The following is a 17,341-nucleotide window of genomic DNA, read 5'->3' on the forward strand; positions in this document are numbered from 1 at the left end:
GTAGTGTCATTTCATGCGCACCGAGCTCGTCACCACCCTCAAGCGGCAGGCCACGGATCTGTTGGCCGATATCGAGCGCGATCGGCAGCCCATCCTTATCACCCAGCATGGGTTGCCCAGCGCGTATCTCGTCGATGTGGAAACCTATGAGACGCTGCTGTCGCGCATGGCGATGCTGGAAGGCATTGCGCGCGGCGAGCAGGCCGTTGCCGAAGGCCGCACGGTCACCCACGATCAAGCCAAGGATCGGCTTGCCAGATGGTTGAGATAGTCTGGTCCGAGCCGGCGCTGGCCGATCTGGATGCTATTGCCGACTACATTGCGCTGGACAATCCGAACGCAGCCGCCGAGTTGGTGCGCCGTGTGTTCGCGCATGTCGAGCATCTCGCCGCGCATCCGGACAGCGGCAGCCGGCCCGCCGAACTCAGGCGCGGACGCTACCGGCAGGTGGTCGAGCCGCCCTGTCGCGTGCTGTACCGCCACGAGCCCGGGCGCGTGCTGATCCTCCACGTCATGCGCAGCGAGCGCCTGCTGCGCCCTGGCATGTTGCAGCCGCGCAAGCCTGCGAAGGGACGCTGAGCGGCGTCAGCCTCTGCATGCCTGATCGGTATCGGCGTTCTTCGAGACGCACTGCTTGAAATCCTGGGGCAGGCCGTGGATCTCATGCACCTTGCCCGGCGCCAGCACGAAGTCCTCCAGCGTGGTGCGTTCGCAGGCGTCGGGGTTTTCGCCCGGCGCAGGCGTCGGACACGTCTCCGTATAGACGCGGTAGTGGCACTGGCCGCTTTCGCTGGCGAAGCATTCGAACGTCGCCACGCCTTCCTTCAGCGTGCTCTTGCTGAAGAGCGTATCGACGCCGTTCGCGGTGCTGTGGTGGATGGTGGTGACGCTGGGCTTGTCGTCGCATCCTGCCAGGGCCAGCAGGCAGGACATCAGGGACGTGATGATGCGCATGGCGTGTTCCTTGGGAGTTCCGTTGGGCAAAGGCATGCCCTCCACGACGCGGGGGCGTCGTGCCGGCGATGCCACGTTGGATGCCGCGTACGGCGGCGGGGTTTAAAGCGGCGCTACATGGTGCGGAACAGCGTCATGAAGGGCTGGCTGACGGTCAGCACTTCCGGCCGCGTCTTCAGCTTGAGCCGTCCGCGGCCGGCCTCGTCGCGGCTGACCGAGGCGACCTGCTTCATGTTGACGATGGTGGAGCGGTGGATCTGCTTGAACGTGGTGGTGTCGAGCGAATCGATGAGTTCGCGCAGCGGCGTGCGCAGCAGCGATTCGCCGTCGGCCGTTATCACGGTGGTGTACTTGTTGTCGGCCTGGAAGTAGGCCACGTCGTCCACCATGATCAGCTTCGTGTCCTTGCCGGCGCTGGCGGTGATCCAGACCAGCGGCGGTTTGCTGGAGGCGCTCTGCCGCGCCGACAGGTGCCGCAGCAGCGCGTCGAGCGTGGCGCCGTCCGGATGCCCGGCCGCGGCGCGCGCCTGGATGCGCTGTACGGTGGCCAGCAGCCGTTCGCGCGTGATCGGCTTGAGCAGGTAGTCGATGGCGCCCTGTTCGAAGGCGTCGATCGCGTACTGGTCGTAGGCGGTGACGAACACCACCTGCGTGCGCGGGCTGGCCTCGGCCAGGCCGCGTGCGACTTCGATGCCGGTCAGACCCGGCATGCGGATGTCGAGGAAGGCGACGTCCGGCTGCAGCTCGGCGATCGATTCCAGCGCACTGGCGCCGTCCTCGCACTCGGCCACGATGTCCAGCTGCGGCCAGGTCTCTTTCAGCAGCGAGGACAGCGCGGTCCGCAGCAGCTCCTCGTCTTCGGCGATCACGCCCCGGAAGTTCATGCGGCACCCGTCTTGCCGGCCAGCGGCAGCGTCAGCGTGGCGGCGACGCCACTAGGGAAGTTGGACACGATCGCGAACGAGGCCGCGCCGCCGAAGGTCAGGCGCAGGCGTTCGCGCAGGTTCTTCAGGCCGATGCCGGTGCCGGTGCTCTGGCCGCCGAAGCCCTGGCCGTCGTCTGCCACGGTGAGCGTGGCGTGGTCGTCGTGCTGGCGCGCCAGGATCCAGATGGTGCCGCCGCCGGTCTTGGGTTCGAGGCCATGCTTGATCGCATTCTCGACCAGCGTCTGCAGCATCATCGATGGCATCGGCACCGACTTCAGCGCGTCGGGCACCTCGATCTGCAGCGACAGGCGGCTACCCATGCGGATTTTCAGGATCTCGAGGTAGGCCAGCGTGCGTTCCAGTTCCTCGCCCAGCGTCGACAGGGCGTCGTCGGTACGCGGCAGCGAGCTGCGCAGGTACTGGATCAGGTGGCCGAGCATCACGTCGGCGCGCGGCGGATCGGTGCGCGTCAGCACCTGCGCGCTGGCCAGCGTGTTGTAGAGGAAGTGCGGCTCCACCTGCGCATTGAGCAGGTTCAGGCGCGCCACCGTCAGTTCCTTCTCGTTGACGGTCTGCACGACGTCGGCCTGTTCCTGCCGGCGCTGGTCGGCGACGCGGCGGGTGATCGCACGGGTGACGGCTTCGGCATTTTCCACGTTGACGCCGTCGTCGAGCACGAACAGGTCCAGCCACGCGCTCGCGTCGGGGCCGACCATCAGGGTGATGCTGCTGGTGCCGTTGCCGGGCGTAACCGTGGCCTGCACCAGGTCACGCTTCACCGCGAAGCGCGCCATGATGTTGAAGCGCGAAGGCTGGCTGGGTCCGTCGAAACTGTCGATGCGACGCACCTTGACCCGCACCTGCAGGCTGTCGGGCGCGCTTTCGGCGTCCTCGGCGCGGGGCAGTTCGCGCAACGCGCCTTCGATCAGGGCGAACGCGGCCGCCGTGTCCAGCGGGACTTCGATCTGCCGGCGCTGGCGGCTCGACAGCGCGGCGCTGTCCAGGCGGCCGGTGATCAGCCAGATGCGGCGCAGGTGGCTGATCGTGCCGATCAGCACCGAGGCCATCACCAGCGTCATCGCCAGGTTGAACAGCCAGCTGGCGCCGCCGGCAACGATCGTCCGCTCGAAGAGGCCGTTCCACACCAGCCCGGCGATGAGCACCGCGCCGAACCAGGCGGCGAGGATGCGGATGATCAGGAGCAGGCTGGGGAACACGTCGGGCACCACGGCGTTGGGAGTGCCGTGGAGGATAGCCCGCCGCTCCGTCGAGGGAAGGGGGAGCGCGACGGAGCCGGCGGTGCGGCGACGAAACCGGGATGCCCGGGTGCGAACGGATCAGCCCGGTGGCTGCCCGGCGCGGCTCAGACGTCGATGTGGATGCCGCACTCGCGCTTGAGGCCGTTGAAGCGGGTGTCCTCTTCGCGCATGCCGGGTTCCCAGCGGCGCGTGGTGTGGAAGTCGCCGATCGACACGTAGCCCTGTTCCCACAGCGGGTGGTAGGGCAGGTCGTGCTGCTTCATGTACTGCCACACGTCGCGGTCGGTCCAGTCGACGATCGGGTTGATCTTCCAGCGCTCCTCGCGCTGCTGCAGCACCGGCGCGTTGGCGCGGCTGGTGGCCTGCACGCGGCGCAGGCCGGTGAACCACGTGCCCACGCCCAGTTCCTTGAGCGCGCGCTTCATCGGTTCGACCTTTCGCAGGCTGTTGTACTGTTCGATGCCGACCAGGCCCTGCTCCCACAGGCGACCGTGGCGCGCCTCCATCCAGGCCCGGCTGACCAGCGGGCGGAACACCTGCAGGTTGAGGCTCAGCCGTTCGACCAGTTCGTCGGCGAAGCGGTAGGTCTCGGGGAACAGGTAGCCCGTGTCGATCAGCACCACCGGCACGTCGGGCTTCTGCTGCGTGACCATGTGCAGCAGCACCGCGGCCTGCGCGCCGAAGCTGGACGACATCGCCGCTTCCGCCGGCCCGTGCTTGAGCGCCCAGGCGACGCGTTGCTCGGCGGTCTGGGTTTCCAGCCACGCGTTGTGCTCCGCGATCCGGTCGGTGTCCAGGGAGTGGGCGAGGGCGCTCATGCGTAAAGGTCCAGTGCGATCTGTCGGTGGGTGGGATAGGCGGGCAGGGCGACCACGCCGCTGCGGTGCAGGAAGTCGCCGAAGCCTTCGTCGTCGCTGCGCTCGCTGGCGTAGCGCGCGAACAGGCCGTCGAGGGTCTCGAGGATGGAAGCCTCGTCGATGTTCTCGCGGTACAGCGTGTTGAGGCGCTGGCCGCGCGCGTCGCCGCCGAGCATCAGGTTGTAGCGGCCGGGGGCCTTGCCGACCAGGGCGATCTCGGCGAGATAGGGTCGCGAGCAGCCGTTCGGGCAGCCGGAGATGCGCAGCACGATCGGGGCATCGCGCAGGCCGTGCTGCTCCAGCAGCGGCTGCAATTTGGCGGTGAAATCGGGGAGGTAGCGTTCGGCCTCGGCCATCGCCAGCCCGCAGGTGGGCAGCGACACGCAGGCCACCGCCGCGCGCTGCAGGGCCGTGCCCAGGCGCTGGCCGGCATCCAGGCCGTGCGTCTTCGCCAGCGCGTCGATGCGTTCGCGCTCGCCCGCGGGCACGCCGGCGATCACCAGGTTCTGGTTGGCCGTCATGCGGAACTCGCCGCGGTGCACGTTGGCGATCTCGCGCAGGCCGGTCAGGTGGGTCGCGTGCGCGGTGTCGGCGATGCGGCCGGCGTACAGGTGCAGGGTCAGGTGCCAGCGGCCATCCTCGCCTTCCACCCAGCCATAGCGGTCGCCGTTGTGCTCGAAGCGGAACGGCCGCACCGGCTGCAGGGTGATGCCGCTGCGGCGTTCGATCTCGGCGACGACGGTGTCCAGGCCGTGGTCGTCGATGGTGTACTTGAAGCGCGCACGCTTGCGCAGCACGCGGTTGCCGAGGTCGCGCTGGGTGGTGACCACGGCCGTTCCGACGTCCAGTAGCTGGTCCGGCGTGAGGAAGCCGACCACGTTGCCGATGCGCGGATAGGTTTCGGCATCACCATGCGTGGCGCCCATGCCGCCGCCGATGACCAGGTTGAAGCCGGCCAGCGCACCGTCCTCCAGCACGGCGATGAAGCCGAGGTCGTTGGCGAACACGTCCACGTCGTTGACCGGCGGCACGGCGAAGCCGACCTTGAACTTGCGCGGCAGGTAGGTGGCACCGTAGATCGGCTCCTCTTCCTCGCCGCTGCCGGCCACGCGCTCCTCGTCCAGCCAGATCTCGTAGTAGGCGCGGGTGTTGGGCAGCAGGTGCTCGGACAGCTTCGCCGCCCAGGCCTGCACCTCGGCATGCGCGCGCGATTCCAGCGGATTGGCCGCGACCAGCACGTTGCGGTTGACGTCGCCGCAGGCGGCCAGCGTGTCGATCAGCGCGGCGTTGATGGCCTGCATCGTGGGCTTCAGTTCGCGCTTGATCACGCCGTGGAACTGGAAGGCTTGCCGCGTGGTGATGCGCAGCGAGTGGTTGGCATATTGCGTGGCGATGGCGTCGAGCTTCAGCCACTGCTCCGGCGTGACCACGCCGCCCGGCGTGCGCGTGCGGATCATGAACTGGTAGGCCGGCTCCAGCTTCTGCCGGCGGCGCTCGTCGCGCAGGTCGCGGTCGTCCTGCTGGTAGCTGCCGTGGTACTTGATCAGCGTCTGGTCCGACTCGCGCAGCGCACCGGTGACCGGGTCGGCCAGGCTGTCGAGCAGGCTGCCGCGCAGACGGTTGCTCTCGGATTTGATGTCTTCGACGGAATGGTTGGACATGGTGGTGTGATGGCTTCGGGGTGTGCTCCCTCCTCCGCTTGCGGGGGAGGGCTGGGGTGGGGGCGAGGCCGAGGGTCTGTGTCTTCGTTCGGCTTCTGCGTTGCCCCCATCCGCCCTTCGGGCACCTTCCCCCGCACGCGAGGGAAGGGATGAGGAGGGGTCGTCAGTACACGTCGCGGCCGTAGCGCCCCTCCGTCTGCAGGTTCACCAGGTACTCGCGGGCGGCGTCTTCATCCAGCCCGCCGTGCTCGACCACGATGGCCTGCAGCGCGGCATGCACGTCCTTGCCCATCGCGATGGCGCCGCAGACGTACAGGTGGGCGCCGTTCTGCAGCCAGTCGTAGACGTCGCGGCCGCGCTCGCGCAGGCGGTCCTGCACGTAGATCTTGCGGGCCTGGTCCCGCGAGAAGGCCAGGTCCAGCCGATGCAGTTCGCCGCTGCGCAGCGCGTCCTGCCATTCGCTCTGGTAGAAGAAGCCGTGGTTGAAGTGCTGGGCGCCGAACAGCAGCCAGTTGCGGCCGCGCGCACCGGTTTCCGCACGCTCCTGCACGAAGCCGCGGAACGGCGCGACGCCGGTACCCGGGCCGATCATCAGGATGTCGCGGTTGCCGTCGGCGGGTACGCGGAAACGCTCGTTGGTTTCGATGTAGACCGGGACCTGGTCGCCTTCCTCGCGCGCGGCGAGGAAACCGCTGGCCGCGCCGCCGTGCGCATGGCCGAAGGCCTCGTAGCCGAGCACGTCGACGGTGAGGTGCGCTTCTTCGCCGACGCGCTTGCGGCTGGAGGCGATGGAATACAGGCGAGGCGCCAGCGGCCGCAGCGCGGCGACCAGTTCCTGCGCGCTCCAGCCGGCCGGCCAGCGACGCAGCACGTCGACCAGCTGGTACGTGTTGAACAGCTGCGCCAGGGTGGCGTTCTGCGCCGGGGCGAGCAGGGCATTGAGGTCGTCGGCCTGCGCGTGGGCGGCATGCGTGGCGAGGAACGGGCGCGACAGGCGGGTCAGCTCGCGGCGCGCGGACAGCCACTCGCGCAGCGGCAGCGTATCGCTGCCTTCGCTGATGGTGGCGTCGCCGTCCAGGCGCACTGCCTCAAGCACGGCATCGACCAGCGCGGCCGGGTTGCGGTGGCGGATCCCCAGCGCGTCGCCCGGTTCGTAGTGCAGGCCGCTGCCATCCAGCGACAGCTCGATGTGGCGCACGTCCTTGTCGGCCACGCCATGCTGGCCGAAACGCGGACCCTTGAAGTCGCGGCCGCTGATGCGCTGGTTGAGCAGCAGCTCGGCGGGGAAGGGGTGTTCGTGCGACCACACGGCGGCCTGGCCGGGACGCAACGGCGTGACGGTCGCCAGGGCGGTGGCTGCCGCCGGCGCTTTCAACAGTTCGCGGGCGTGCGCCAGCGCCTGCTCGCGCCACGGCGTGGCGACGGTGTCGATGTCGAGGTCCGCCGCGCCGGCAGGGAACAGGCGGGTCGCACCCAGATCGGCCAGGCGGGCATCCAGGCGCTGGGAAATGCCGCAGAAATCCGCATAGCTCGAATCGCCCAGTCCGAGTACGGCGTACTTGAGCTCCGGCAGCTTGGGCGCGCGCTTGCCGGCGATGAACTCGACCAGGCCGATGCTGTCGTCCGGCGGGTCGCCTTCGCCCTGGGTGCTGATGACGATATAGAGGAGGCGCTCGCTGGCGAGCTCGCGCTGGGGGTAGGCGTCGGCGCGCAGCAGGCGGACCGACAGGCCGGCCGCTTCGGCCTGCTGGGCCAGGGCCTCGGCGGCCCGGCGGGCGTTGCCGGTCTGGCTGCCGTAGACGATGGTCAGACGCTGCGCGGCCTGGGCACCGGCGGCCGGCGGGATCGCCTTGGGCGGCGCGGCCGTCGATGCGGCCTGCGGCGCGAGCTGGGCCTGGGCCAGGCCGGCGGCGTAGCCGGAGACCCACCAGAGGCTGGCGCCGTCCAGGCCGGCCACCGCCTGGGCCAGCAGCGCCCGCCGTTCCTCCGCGAGGGGGATGGGGGCGAAGACAGGCTGGGTGACGGACATCGGCGTGGCCCGTGGGCGCGATTGGGACGACCGATGTTAGGAAGGCGTTGCGCCAGGCTGAAAGGACGCATGGTTATGGGCTTATGTCGCCCGCTTATTTCGTCCGCATGAGCGCCCGGCCGAATACTGGCCTGCCTCCCGGACCCCGTCGCGACGCCTGCTAGGCTAGCCCGTCCGGTCCACCGTCCCCGTTGCCCGCCTCGATGACCGCCGTACCCCGCCTGTTCCACCTCGACCGCCTGGAAGCGGAAAGCATCCACATCCTGCGGGAGGTCGCCGCGGAGTTCCGCAATCCCGTGCTGCTGTATTCGGTGGGCAAGGACAGCTCGGTGCTGCTGCACCTGCTGCTGAAGGCCTTCGCTCCGGCGCGCCCGCCGATCCCGCTGCTGCACGTGGACACCCGCTGGAAGTTCCGCGAGATGATCGCCTTCCGCGACCAGCGTGCCGCCGAGACCGGCGTGGACCTGCGCGTGCACATCAACCCGGACGGCATCGCCCGCGGCATCGGCCCGATCAGCCACGGCGCCACGGTCCACACCGACGTGATGAAGACCCAGGGCCTGAAGCAGGCGCTGGACCACTACCGCTTCGACGCCGCCATCGGCGGCGCGCGCCGCGACGAGGAGAAGTCGCGCGCCAAGGAGCGCGTGTTCTCCTTCCGCAACGACAAGCACCGTTGGGATCCCAAGAACCAGCGCCCCGAGCTGTGGAACCTCTACAACGCGCGCATCAACACCGGCGAAAGCGTGCGCGTGTTCCCGCTGTCGAACTGGACCGAGCTGGACATCTGGCTCTACATCTACCGGGAGAACATCCCGGTCGTGCCGCTGTACTTCGCGGCGGAACGTCCCGTGGTCGAGCGCGATGGCGCGCTGCTGATGGTCGACGACGAACGCCTGCCGCTGCGCGAGGGCGAAGTGCCGCAGCAGCGCCGCGTGCGCTTCCGCACGCTGGGCTGCTATCCGCTGACCGGTGCGATCGAGTCGGAGGCCGACTCGCTGGAGAAGATCATCGCCGAGATGCTGGTCACCACCAGTTCCGAGCGGCAGGGGCGCGTGATCGACCACGACCCCGGCGCGTCGATGGAGAAGAAGAAGCTGGAGGGCTATTTCTGATGTTCCCGGTGATCGCCGTTGTAGGAGCGGGCCATGCCCGCGATGCGTTTGCGTGGCGTGGAGAAGAGCATCGCGCCCATGGGGCGCTCCTGCAGGAGCTCCACCATGTCTGACATCTCGGATTACCTCAAGCAGCACGAAGCCAAGCCGCTGCTGCGCTTCATCACCTGCGGCAGCGTGGACGACGGCAAGAGCACCCTGATCGGCCGCCTGCTGTACGACAGCAAGCGCCTGTTCGACGACCAGCTGGCGGCGCTGGAGAAGGACAGCCGCAAGCACGGCACCCAAGGCGAGCGCATCGACTACGCCCTGCTGCTGGATGGCCTGGCCGCCGAGCGCGAGCAGGGCATCACCATCGATGTGGCCTACCGCTACTTCGATACCGACCAGCGCAAGTTCATCGTCGCCGACTGCCCGGGCCACGAGCAGTACACGCGCAACATGGCGACCGGCGCGTCGACGGCGGCCCTGGCCGTGGTGCTGGTCGACGCGCGCAAGGGCCTGCTGACGCAGACGCACCGGCACAGCTACATCGTCTCGCTGCTCGGCATCCGCCACGTGGTGCTGGCGGTGAACAAGATGGACCTGGTCGATTTCGACGAGGCTGTGTTCGAACGCATCGCCGCCGACTACCGCGCGCTGGCGCAGCGGCTGGGCATCGCCGAGGTCACCTGCATCCCGCTGTCGGCGCTGGAGGGCGACAACCTGTCGTCGCGTTCGGCGCGCACGCCGTGGTACGCGGGTCCCGCGCTGCTGGAACACCTGGAGCAGGTGCAGGTCGAAACGCAGGATGAAGGCAGTGGCCTGCGCCTGCCCGTGCAATGGGTGAACCGTCCGCACCAGAATTTCCGCGGTTACGCCGGCACCATCGCGGCGGGCGAGGTGAAGCCCGGCGACGACGTCATCGTGCTGCCGTCGGCGCGCCGCTCGCGCGTGGCGCAGGTGCTCGGTGCCGATGGCGAGGTGGCATCGGCCTCCGCGGGACAGGCGGTGACGCTGACCCTGGCCGACGAGATCGACATCAGCCGCGGCGACGTGATCGCCGCCGGTGGCGATCCGCCGGAGGTGGCCGACCAGTTCGCCGCGCACGTGCTGTGGATGTCGGATTCACCGCTGCTGCCCGGTCGCCCGTACTGGCTGAAGATCGGCGCGCGCACGGTCGCCGCCACGGTCACCGACATCAAGCACCGCATCGACGTGAACACGCAGGAGCACCTGGCCGCGCGGCGGCTGGAGCTCAACGAGGTCGGCTACTGCAACCTCAGCCTGGACGAGCCGGTCGCGTTCGAGGCGTATGCGCGCAACCGCGCGCTGGGCGGCTTCATCCTGATCGACCGCTACGACAACACCACGGCGGGTGCCGGCACGCTGGACTTCGCCCTGCGCCGCGCCGGCAACGTGCACTGGCAGCATGTCGACGTCGACCGGGCCGCGCGCGCGCGCCAGAAGGGCCAGGCGCCGAAGGTGCTGTGGTTCACCGGCCTGTCCGGCGCGGGCAAGTCGACCATCGCCAACCTGGTGGACAAGCGCCTGCATGCACTGGGCTACCACAGCTTCCTGCTCGACGGCGACAACGTGCGCCACGGCCTCAACCGCGATCTCGGCTTCACCGACGAGGACCGCGTGGAGAACATCCGCCGCGTCGCCGAGGTGGCGAAGCTGATGGCCGACGCCGGCCTGATCGTGCTGGTCAGCTTCATCTCGCCGTTCCGCGCCGAGCGGCGGATGGCGCGGGAGCGTTTCGCCGACTGCGAGTTCATCGAGGTCTTCGTCGACGTGCCGCTGGCGCTGGCCGAGGCGCGCGACGTGAAGGGCCTCTACAGAAAGGCGCGTGCGGGCCTGATCCCCAACTTCACCGGCATCGACTCCCCCTACGAGGTCCCGGAACATCCCGACGTGCACTTGCGCGCGGGCGAGCACGAGCCCGAAGCGCTTGCACTGCAGGTGCTCGCGAAGCTGGGACTGGAATAGTCGGCGGGTCAGCCCTTCGCGGCCGGCAAGGGTCATTGGTCATGGTCGGGCATGTACACCACATGCTCTTTGGCGCGTTTCCCGCACGAACCGGCGCATCCGCTGCAGCGTGTTTCACGTACCGCCGGTAAACTGCGTGAATAACGAAGATTACGGGACGCTCCATGCTCAACCGATCCGCTCCCCGCGCCCTGCTGGTCGCGCTGCCCCTGCTGCTGCTCGCTGCCTGTGGCGGCGACAAGGGTGCCCAGGCGAAGGCCAACGGCAATGCGGGTGAGCGTCCGATCCCCGTCACTACCCGGGTCGTCCAGGCTGGCGCGTGGAACGACACGCTGCAGGCGCTGGGCACGGCGAAGGCGCGCGAGTCTGTCACCCTGACCGCCAAGGTCAGCGAGATCGTGCAGGACGTGCACTTCGAAAGCGGCCAGCAGGTCGCGGCCGGGCAGACGCTGGTCACGCTGAAGGGCGACGCCGCGCAGGCCGCACTGGTCCAAGCCGAGGCCACCTACGCCGAAGCCGAACGCCTCTACCGCCGGCAGAAGGAACTGGCGGACCAGCAGCTGATCGCGCGCTCGCAGCTGGATACCCAGCTGGCCCTGCGCGATGCCGCCGCCGCGCGCGTGCGCCAGGCCCGCGCGGACATCGGCGACCGCAGCGTGCGCGCGCCGTTCGCCGGCGTGCTGGGCATCCGCCAGGTCAGCCCCGGTTCGCTGATCACCGCCAACAGCACCATCGCCACGCTCGACGACCTGTCGCGCATGTACGTGGACTTCCAGGTGCCGGAAGCGGCGCTGGCGTCGGTCGCCGCCGGCAACGCGGTCACCGCCGGCGCGACGGCGTACCCGGGCGAGACCTTCGAAGGCGCCGTCGAGACCGTCGATGCGCGCATCGATCCCACCACGCGCGCGGTGACGGTGCGTGCGGTGTTCCCGAACCCCGACCGCAAGCTGCGCCCCGGCATGCTGCTGGACGTGCGCCTGTTCCGCCCCGAACGGCAGGCGCTGGTGATCCCGGAGATCGCCGTCGTGCAGGTGGGGCGCGATTCCTTCGTCTACCGCGTCAAGGCCGACGGCAGCGTCGAGCAGGCGCCGATCACCGCCGGCGTGCGCCGCGATGGCCGTGTCGAGATCCTCAAGGGCCTGGCCGCGGGCGAACGCATCGTCATCGACGGCACCGGCAAGCTGCGCCCCGGCGTGAAGGTCGCCGACGCGGCCCCGCAGGCGGCGCCCGCCAAGCAGGATGCACCGGCCGCCGACGGCCAGGGCTGATCCGATGATCCTCTCCGATCTGTCGATCAAGCGCCCCGTTTTCGCGGTGGTGGTCAGCCTGCTGTTGGTCGTGCTGGGCGTGATGTCGTTCCTGCGCCTGACCCTGCGCGAACTGCCCAACATCGACCCGCCCATCGTGTCGGTGGAAGTGAACTACCCGGGCGCGTCGGCGGCGGTGGTCGAGACGCGCATCACCCCGATCCTCGAGGACGGCCTGTCCGGCATCGAGGGCATCAAGACCATCCAGTCGAGCAGCCGCAACGGCCGCGCCGACGTCACCATCGAGTTCAACCTCAGCCGCGACATCGAGGCCGCGGCCAACGACGTGCGCGACCGCGTCAGCCGTGTGATGAACCGCCTGCCGGACGAAGCCGACCCGCCGCAGATCTCCAAGGTCGAGGCCGATGCCGACGTCATCATCTGGTTGAACATGCGCTCCACCGTGATGGACACGATGGAGCTGACCGACTACGCCGACCGTTACGTGCTCGACCGCCTGTCCGCCCTGGACGGCGTGGCCCGCGTGCAGTTGGGCGGCGGCCAGCGCTACGCGATGCGCATCTGGCTGGACCGCGAGGCGATGGCCGCGCGCGGCGTGACCACCAACGATGTCGAGACCGCGCTGCGCGCGCAGAACGTCGAACTGCCGGCCGGCCGCATCGAATCGCAGACGCGCGACTTCACCCTGCGCGTCGAGCGCGGCTACCAGCGGCCCGAGCAGTTCGCGCAGTTGCCGCTGCGCAAGGGCACCGACGGCTACGTCGTGCGGCTGGGCGATGTGGCGCAGGTCGAGCTGGGCGCGGAAGAGCGCCGCTCCTACCTGCGCAGCAACGCGGTGCCGAACGTCGGCCTGGGCATCGTGCGTACCTCGACCGCCAACGCGCTGGACGTGGCGCGCGCCGCGCGTGCCGAGGCCGAGGTCATCCAGCAGACGCTGCCGGAAGGCACCGACATCTTCGTCGCGTTCGACAGCACCACCTTCATCGAAGCCTCCATCGAGCGCGTGTACTGGACGCTGGCCGAGGCGATGGTGCTGGTGTTCCTGGTGATCTGGCTGTTCCTCGGCAGCCTGCGCGCCGCGCTGATCCCGGCGGTGACGGTGCCGGTGTGCCTGATTTCCGCCTTCATCGCGCTGTACGCCTTCGGCTTTTCGATCAACCTGCTGACCCTGCTCGCCCTGGTGCTCTGCATCGGCCTGGTGGTGGACGATGCCATCGTGGTGCTGGAGAACGTCCAGCGCCGCGCCGACCTCGGCGAACCCGCCCTGGTCGCGGCGCGCCGAGGCACCACACAGGTGGCGTTCGCGGTGATCGCGACCACGGCGGTGCTGGTGGCGGTATTCCTGCCGGTCGGCTTCATGGAAGGCAACACCGGTCGTCTGTTCCGCGAACTGTCGGTGGCGCTGGCGGCGGCGGTGGCGATTTCCGCCTTCGTCGCGCTGACGCTGACGCCGATGATGTCGTCGAAGCTGGTGCGACCGCATACCGAACCGCGCGGGCTCAACGCGTGGACCAATCGCACGCTCACGCGGGTCAGTGACGGTTACGGTCGTCACGTCGAGCGCCTGGTCGGTCAGACCGGCAAACGCATCCTCGGCCTGGTGCTGGCGGCGATGGCGCTGTGCGGCCTTGCGATCGTCGTACTCGGCCTGCGCGTGCCCAGCGAACTGGCGCCCGCCGAAGACCGCGGTCGCTTCTTCGTCATGGTCGACGGGCCAGAAGGCGCCGGCTTCGATTACATGGTCAACCAGATGCAGCAGGTCGAGCGCATCGTCATGGGCCAGGTCGGCGGCGACAAGCCGATCGAGCGCGCCAATTCGCGCGTGCCGCGCGGCTTCGGCGGCAGCGAAGACATGCACACCGGCCAGGTGATCGTGTTCCTGCAGGACTGGCACGAGCGCGAGGCCACCACCGACGACGTCGTCAACGGACTGCGCGCGGAACTGTCCAAGCTGCCCGGCGTACAGGCGCGCGCCAACGTGGCCGGCGGCCTGGTCGGCAGCCGCGGCCAGCGCTACCAGCTGGTGCTGGGCGGGCCCGACTACGCCGAACTCGCACAGTGGCGCGACCGTATCCTGCAGCGGATGGAAGGCAACCCCGGCATCCAGGATCCGGATTCCGACTACAAGGAGACACGCCCGCAGATGCGCGTGAACATCGACCGCGACCGCGCGGCCGATCTCGGCGTGCCGGTGCAGGAGATCGGGCGCACGCTGGAAACGATGATGGGCTCGCGCCAGGTGACCACCTACGTGGACAACGGCGAGGAGTACGACGTCATGCTGCAGGCGGGCCGCGACAAGCGCGCCAACACGGAGGACCTGGCGAATACCTACGTCCGCGGAAGCGACGGTGCGCTGATCCCGCTGTCCAACCTGGTGACGCTCAGCGAGATCGCCGAGCCCGGCACCTTCAACCGCTTCAACCGCCTGCGTGCCATCACCATCAGCGCAGGCCTCGCGCCGGGCTACACGATGGGCGAAGCGCTGGAGTGGACGCGTCAGACCGTCGCGGACGAGTTGCCGGACTACGCGCAGATCGACTGGAAGGGCGAGTCGCGCGAGTACCAGGAAGCGGGCGGTGCGATCCTGCTGACCTTCACCCTGGCGCTGCTGATCGTCTACCTGGTGCTGGCGGCGCAGTTCGAAAGCTTCATCCACCCGCTGATCATCATGCTGACGGTGCCGCTGGCGGTGCTGGGCGCGCTGATCGGCCTGTGGGTCACCGGCGGCACGCTGAACCTCTTCAGCCAGATCGGCATCGTCATGCTGATTGGCCTGGCGGCGAAGAACGGCATCCTGATCGTCGAGTTCGCCAACCAGCTGCGCGACGACGGATCCAGCGTCGCGCAGGCCATCGCCGAATCCGCGCGCGTACGCCTGCGCCCGATCCTGATGACGTCGGTCGCCACCGTGGTCGGCGCCATCCCGCTGGTCGTGGCCGGCGGTCCCGGCTCGGCCAGTCGCGCGACGATCGGCATCGTGGTGATCTTCGGCGTGACCTTCTCCACGCTGCTGTCGCTGTACGTGGTGCCGGCGTTCTACGCACTGCTCGCGCCGTTCACGCGTTCGCCCGAAGCGGTGGCGCACGAGCTAAGCAAGCTGGAGGCGGAAACGCCCTCCGTCGGCGGCCATGGCTGAGGATCGCGTGCGTCCGCATGCGGGCGTGCGCATCGAAGGCGACGGGTTCCTGCTGCGTGCGTGGCGGCAGGACGATCTGGAGGCCTTGCTGCGCCATGCGGACGATCCGCGGGTGCCGCGCGGCCTGAGCGACCGCTTCCCGCACCCCTATACGCGCGCCGACGGGGAGGCCTTCCTCGCCGGTCGCGTGGTGGACTTCGCGCACCCGGTGTTCGCCATCGAGATCGATGGCGAGGCCTGCGGCGGCATCGCAGTGCGACCCCATGCGGGCGAGAAGGCGCACAGCGCCGAGCTGGGCTATTGGCTCGGACGCGGGCAGTGGGGCCGGGGCCACATGACCCGCGTCGTCGCCGCCTACCTGGGCTGGGTCGTGCCCACGCTGGCGCTGCGCCGGATCGAGGCGAACGTGCTGGACACCAATCCCGGTTCCGCGCGGGTGCTGGAAAAGAACGGCTTCGTCGAGGAAGGCTGCCGGCGCAGCGCGATCCGCAAGCCCGACGGCCTGCACGACCTGAGGCTGTTCGGGCGCGTCTGGCCGGGCTGAAACGCGCGCGGGGACTGCGCAGCGGCGCGCGTTGCGGGTATCTTGCAGGGACCTGGCGGCGCGGTGCGCCGCCTTCCCGTATCCCAGCGCACGCACGAACGAACGGAGACGCATCCCCGTGGAAGCCTTTTTCAACTGGTTGAACGGCATCATCTGGAGCAACGCGCTGATCGCGCTGTGCCTGGGCGCCGGCCTGTGGTTCACCCTCCGCACCCGGGTCATGCAGGTGCGCGGCTTCGCCGAGATGTGCCGCCTGACCGTGACCGGGCAGAAGTCCGAGGCCGGCGTGTCCTCGTTCCAGGCGCTGGCGATCTCGATGGCCGGCCGCATGGGCATCGGCAACATCGCCGGCGTAGCCACGGCGATCGCCTACGGTGGCCCCGGCGCGGTGTTCTGGATGTGGGTCATGGGTTTCCTGGGCGCATCCACGTCGTATATCGAGTGCACGCTGGCGCAGATCTACAAGGAAAAGGACGGCGAAGGCCGTTACCGCGGTGGTCCGGCCTACTACATCGAGAAGGCGATGGGCCTGAAGTGGTACGCGGTGACCTTCGCCGTGGCCACGGTCATCGCCACCGGCCTGTTGCTGCCGGGCGTGCAGGCCAACGCCATCGCCGACAGCGCCAGCAACGTGCTGTGCAGCGCGGGCGCCTGCGAGGCGGTCGGCGGTGCGGGCGCATTGAAGCTGTGGTTGGGCCTGGGCGTGGCGGCGGTGCTGGCGCTGATCATCTTCGGCGGCATCAAGCGCATCGCCACCTTCGCCGAGGTCGTGGTGCCGTTCATGGCGCTGGCCTTCATCCTGATGGCGGTGATCGTGATGATCGCCAACGCCGGCAAGGTGCCGGCGATGTTCGCCGACATCTTCTCCAGCGCGTTCGGCGCGCATGCCGCGTTCGGCGCGATCATCGGCCAGGCCATCGCCTGGGGCGTTAAGCGCGGCATCTACGCCAACGAGGCCGGCCAGGGCACCGGCCCTCACGCCGCCGCGGCCGCCGAGGTCTCGCACCCGGCCAAGCAGGGTTACGTGCAGGCGTTCGCCATCTACTTCGACACCATGCTGGTGTGCACTTCCACGGCGTTCCTGCTGCTGTCCACCGGCATGTACAACACCTTCAAGACCGTCACCGAGAACGGCAAGGACACGCTGGTCGAGATCTTCTCCGGCGTGCCTGGCCTGCAGCCGTCGGAAGGCGCGCAGTTCACCCAGGCCGCGGTGGAGTCGGTGCTGCCGGGCTGGGGCGCGGGCTTCGTGGCGCTGGCGCTGTTCTTCTTCGCCTTCACCACGATCATGGCCTACTACTACATGGCCGAAACCAACCTGACCTATCTGGCCGGTACCAAGAAGACCCACCCACTGGCGACGCTGCTGCTGCGCGTAGGCATCGTCGGCATGGTGGTGTTCGGTGCGTACCACAACGCGGCGATGGCCTGGACGCTGGGCGATATCGGTGTGGGTCTGATGGCCTGGTTGAACGTCGTCGCCATCCTGATCCTGCAGAAGCCGGCGCTGACAGCGCTGCGCGACTACGAACGGCAGAAGAAGCTGGGCCTGGATCCGGTGTTCGACCCTGATGCGCTGGGCATCCGCAACGCCGATTTCTGGAAGACGAAGGCCTGA

At 68.9% G+C, this 17,341-nt stretch carries 14 protein-coding genes; 8 read left to right on the plus strand and 6 right to left on the minus strand.

Going from position 1 to position 17,341, the window contains the following annotated elements:
- Positions 1-13 precede the first annotated feature (13 nt).
- Complete coding sequence (locus tag AC04MD_RS07840) at positions 14-271, plus strand: type II toxin-antitoxin system Phd/YefM family antitoxin (protein WP_162336801.1); 258 nt, start codon at positions 14-16, stop codon at positions 269-271.
- Entirely contained in the window at positions 259-579 is a 321-nt protein-coding gene (locus AC04MD_RS07845; protein WP_334177416.1) for a type II toxin-antitoxin system RelE/ParE family toxin, read from the plus strand. The genes AC04MD_RS07840 and AC04MD_RS07845 overlap by 13 nt, the downstream gene beginning before the upstream one ends.
- A 6-nt stretch (positions 580-585) precedes the next feature.
- Here AC04MD_RS07845 and AC04MD_RS07850 read toward each other — a convergent pair whose 3' ends face one another.
- From AC04MD_RS07850 to AC04MD_RS07875, 6 genes are all read right to left on the minus strand, one after another.
- Entirely contained in the window at positions 586-954 is a 369-nt protein-coding gene (locus tag AC04MD_RS07850; RefSeq protein ID WP_475496728.1) for a hypothetical protein, read from the minus strand.
- A 113-nt stretch (positions 955-1,067) separates the two neighbouring features.
- On the minus strand, positions 1,068-1,838 hold the full coding sequence (locus AC04MD_RS07855; RefSeq protein WP_475496729.1) for a LytR/AlgR family response regulator transcription factor: 771 nt from the start codon (positions 1,836-1,838) through the stop codon (positions 1,068-1,070).
- A complete protein-coding gene (locus AC04MD_RS07860) occupies positions 1,835-3,097 on the minus strand; it encodes a sensor histidine kinase (RefSeq protein WP_475496977.1) in 1,263 nt (420 codons plus the stop codon). The genes AC04MD_RS07855 and AC04MD_RS07860 overlap by 4 nt, the downstream gene beginning before the upstream one ends.
- Positions 3,098-3,243: 146 nt before the next feature.
- On the minus strand, positions 3,244-3,957 hold the full coding sequence (locus tag AC04MD_RS07865) for a phosphoadenylyl-sulfate reductase (protein WP_475496730.1): 714 nt from the start codon (positions 3,955-3,957) through the stop codon (positions 3,244-3,246).
- A complete protein-coding gene (cysI, locus tag AC04MD_RS07870) occupies positions 3,954-5,657 on the minus strand; it encodes an assimilatory sulfite reductase (NADPH) hemoprotein subunit (protein ID WP_475496731.1) in 1,704 nt (567 codons plus the stop codon). The genes AC04MD_RS07865 and cysI overlap by 4 nt, the downstream gene beginning before the upstream one ends.
- Before the next feature lie 163 nt (positions 5,658-5,820).
- Positions 5,821-7,686 carry an assimilatory sulfite reductase (NADPH) flavoprotein subunit gene (locus tag AC04MD_RS07875; RefSeq protein ID WP_475496732.1) on the minus strand — a complete coding sequence of 622 codons (1,866 nt, stop codon included), beginning with the start codon at positions 7,684-7,686 and terminating at the stop codon, positions 5,821-5,823.
- Positions 7,687-7,889: 203 nt separating this feature from the next.
- On the opposite strand from AC04MD_RS07875, the gene cysD reads away from it, so the two are divergent.
- The 6 genes from cysD (at position 7,890) to AC04MD_RS07905 (ending at position 17,341) form a co-directional block, all read left to right on the plus strand.
- Positions 7,890-8,801 carry a sulfate adenylyltransferase subunit CysD gene (gene cysD, locus AC04MD_RS07880; protein WP_475496733.1) on the plus strand — a complete coding sequence of 304 codons (912 nt, stop codon included), beginning with the start codon at positions 7,890-7,892 and terminating at the stop codon, positions 8,799-8,801.
- Positions 8,802-8,906: 105 nt separating this feature from the next.
- Positions 8,907-10,772 carry a sulfate adenylyltransferase subunit CysN gene (cysN, locus tag AC04MD_RS07885; RefSeq protein ID WP_475496734.1) on the plus strand — a complete coding sequence of 622 codons (1,866 nt, stop codon included), beginning with the start codon at positions 8,907-8,909 and terminating at the stop codon, positions 10,770-10,772.
- A gap of 164 nt (positions 10,773-10,936) precedes the next feature.
- On the plus strand, positions 10,937-12,040 hold the full coding sequence (locus tag AC04MD_RS07890) for an efflux RND transporter periplasmic adaptor subunit (protein WP_475496735.1): 1,104 nt from the start codon (positions 10,937-10,939) through the stop codon (positions 12,038-12,040).
- Between the two features lie 4 nt (positions 12,041-12,044).
- A complete protein-coding gene (locus tag AC04MD_RS07895; RefSeq protein ID WP_475496736.1) occupies positions 12,045-15,179 on the plus strand; it encodes an efflux RND transporter permease subunit in 3,135 nt (1,044 codons plus the stop codon).
- Positions 15,172-15,723, plus strand: coding sequence for a GNAT family N-acetyltransferase (locus AC04MD_RS07900; RefSeq protein WP_475496737.1), 552 nt, complete (start codon positions 15,172-15,174; stop codon positions 15,721-15,723). Before AC04MD_RS07895 ends, AC04MD_RS07900 begins: the two co-directional genes overlap by 8 nt.
- A 118-nt stretch (positions 15,724-15,841) precedes the next feature.
- Entirely contained in the window at positions 15,842-17,341 is a 1,500-nt protein-coding gene (locus tag AC04MD_RS07905; RefSeq protein ID WP_475496738.1) for an alanine/glycine:cation symporter family protein, read from the plus strand.

The organism is Pseudoxanthomonas sp. LjRoot206, from assembly GCF_056175725.1.

What these genes read in the sequence shown, in the direction of transcription:
- AC04MD_RS07840 (WP_162336801.1), top strand. Translation starts at nt 14, where the DNA reads ATGCGCACCGAGCTCGTCACCACCCTCAAGCGGCAGGCCACGGATCTG.
- AC04MD_RS07845 (WP_334177416.1), top strand. Translation starts at nt 259, where the DNA reads ATGGTTGAGATAGTCTGGTCCGAGCCGGCGCTGGCCGATCTGGATGCT.
- AC04MD_RS07850 (WP_475496728.1), bottom strand. Translation starts at nt 954, where the DNA reads ATGCGCATCATCACGTCCCTGATGTCCTGCCTGCTGGCCCTGGCAGGA.
- AC04MD_RS07855 (WP_475496729.1), bottom strand. Translation starts at nt 1,838, where the DNA reads ATGAACTTCCGGGGCGTGATCGCCGAAGACGAGGAGCTGCTGCGGACC.
- AC04MD_RS07865 (WP_475496730.1), bottom strand. Translation starts at nt 3,957, where the DNA reads ATGAGCGCCCTCGCCCACTCCCTGGACACCGACCGGATCGCGGAGCAC.
- cysI (WP_475496731.1), bottom strand. Translation starts at nt 5,657, where the DNA reads ATGTCCAACCATTCCGTCGAAGACATCAAATCCGAGAGCAACCGTCTG.
- AC04MD_RS07875 (WP_475496732.1), bottom strand. Translation starts at nt 7,686, where the DNA reads ATGTCCGTCACCCAGCCTGTCTTCGCCCCCATCCCCCTCGCGGAGGAA.
- cysD (WP_475496733.1), top strand. Translation starts at nt 7,890, where the DNA reads ATGACCGCCGTACCCCGCCTGTTCCACCTCGACCGCCTGGAAGCGGAA.
- cysN (WP_475496734.1), top strand. Translation starts at nt 8,907, where the DNA reads ATGTCTGACATCTCGGATTACCTCAAGCAGCACGAAGCCAAGCCGCTG.
- AC04MD_RS07890 (WP_475496735.1), top strand. Translation starts at nt 10,937, where the DNA reads ATGCTCAACCGATCCGCTCCCCGCGCCCTGCTGGTCGCGCTGCCCCTG.
- AC04MD_RS07895 (WP_475496736.1), top strand. Translation starts at nt 12,045, where the DNA reads ATGATCCTCTCCGATCTGTCGATCAAGCGCCCCGTTTTCGCGGTGGTG.
- AC04MD_RS07900 (WP_475496737.1), top strand. Translation starts at nt 15,172, where the DNA reads ATGGCTGAGGATCGCGTGCGTCCGCATGCGGGCGTGCGCATCGAAGGC.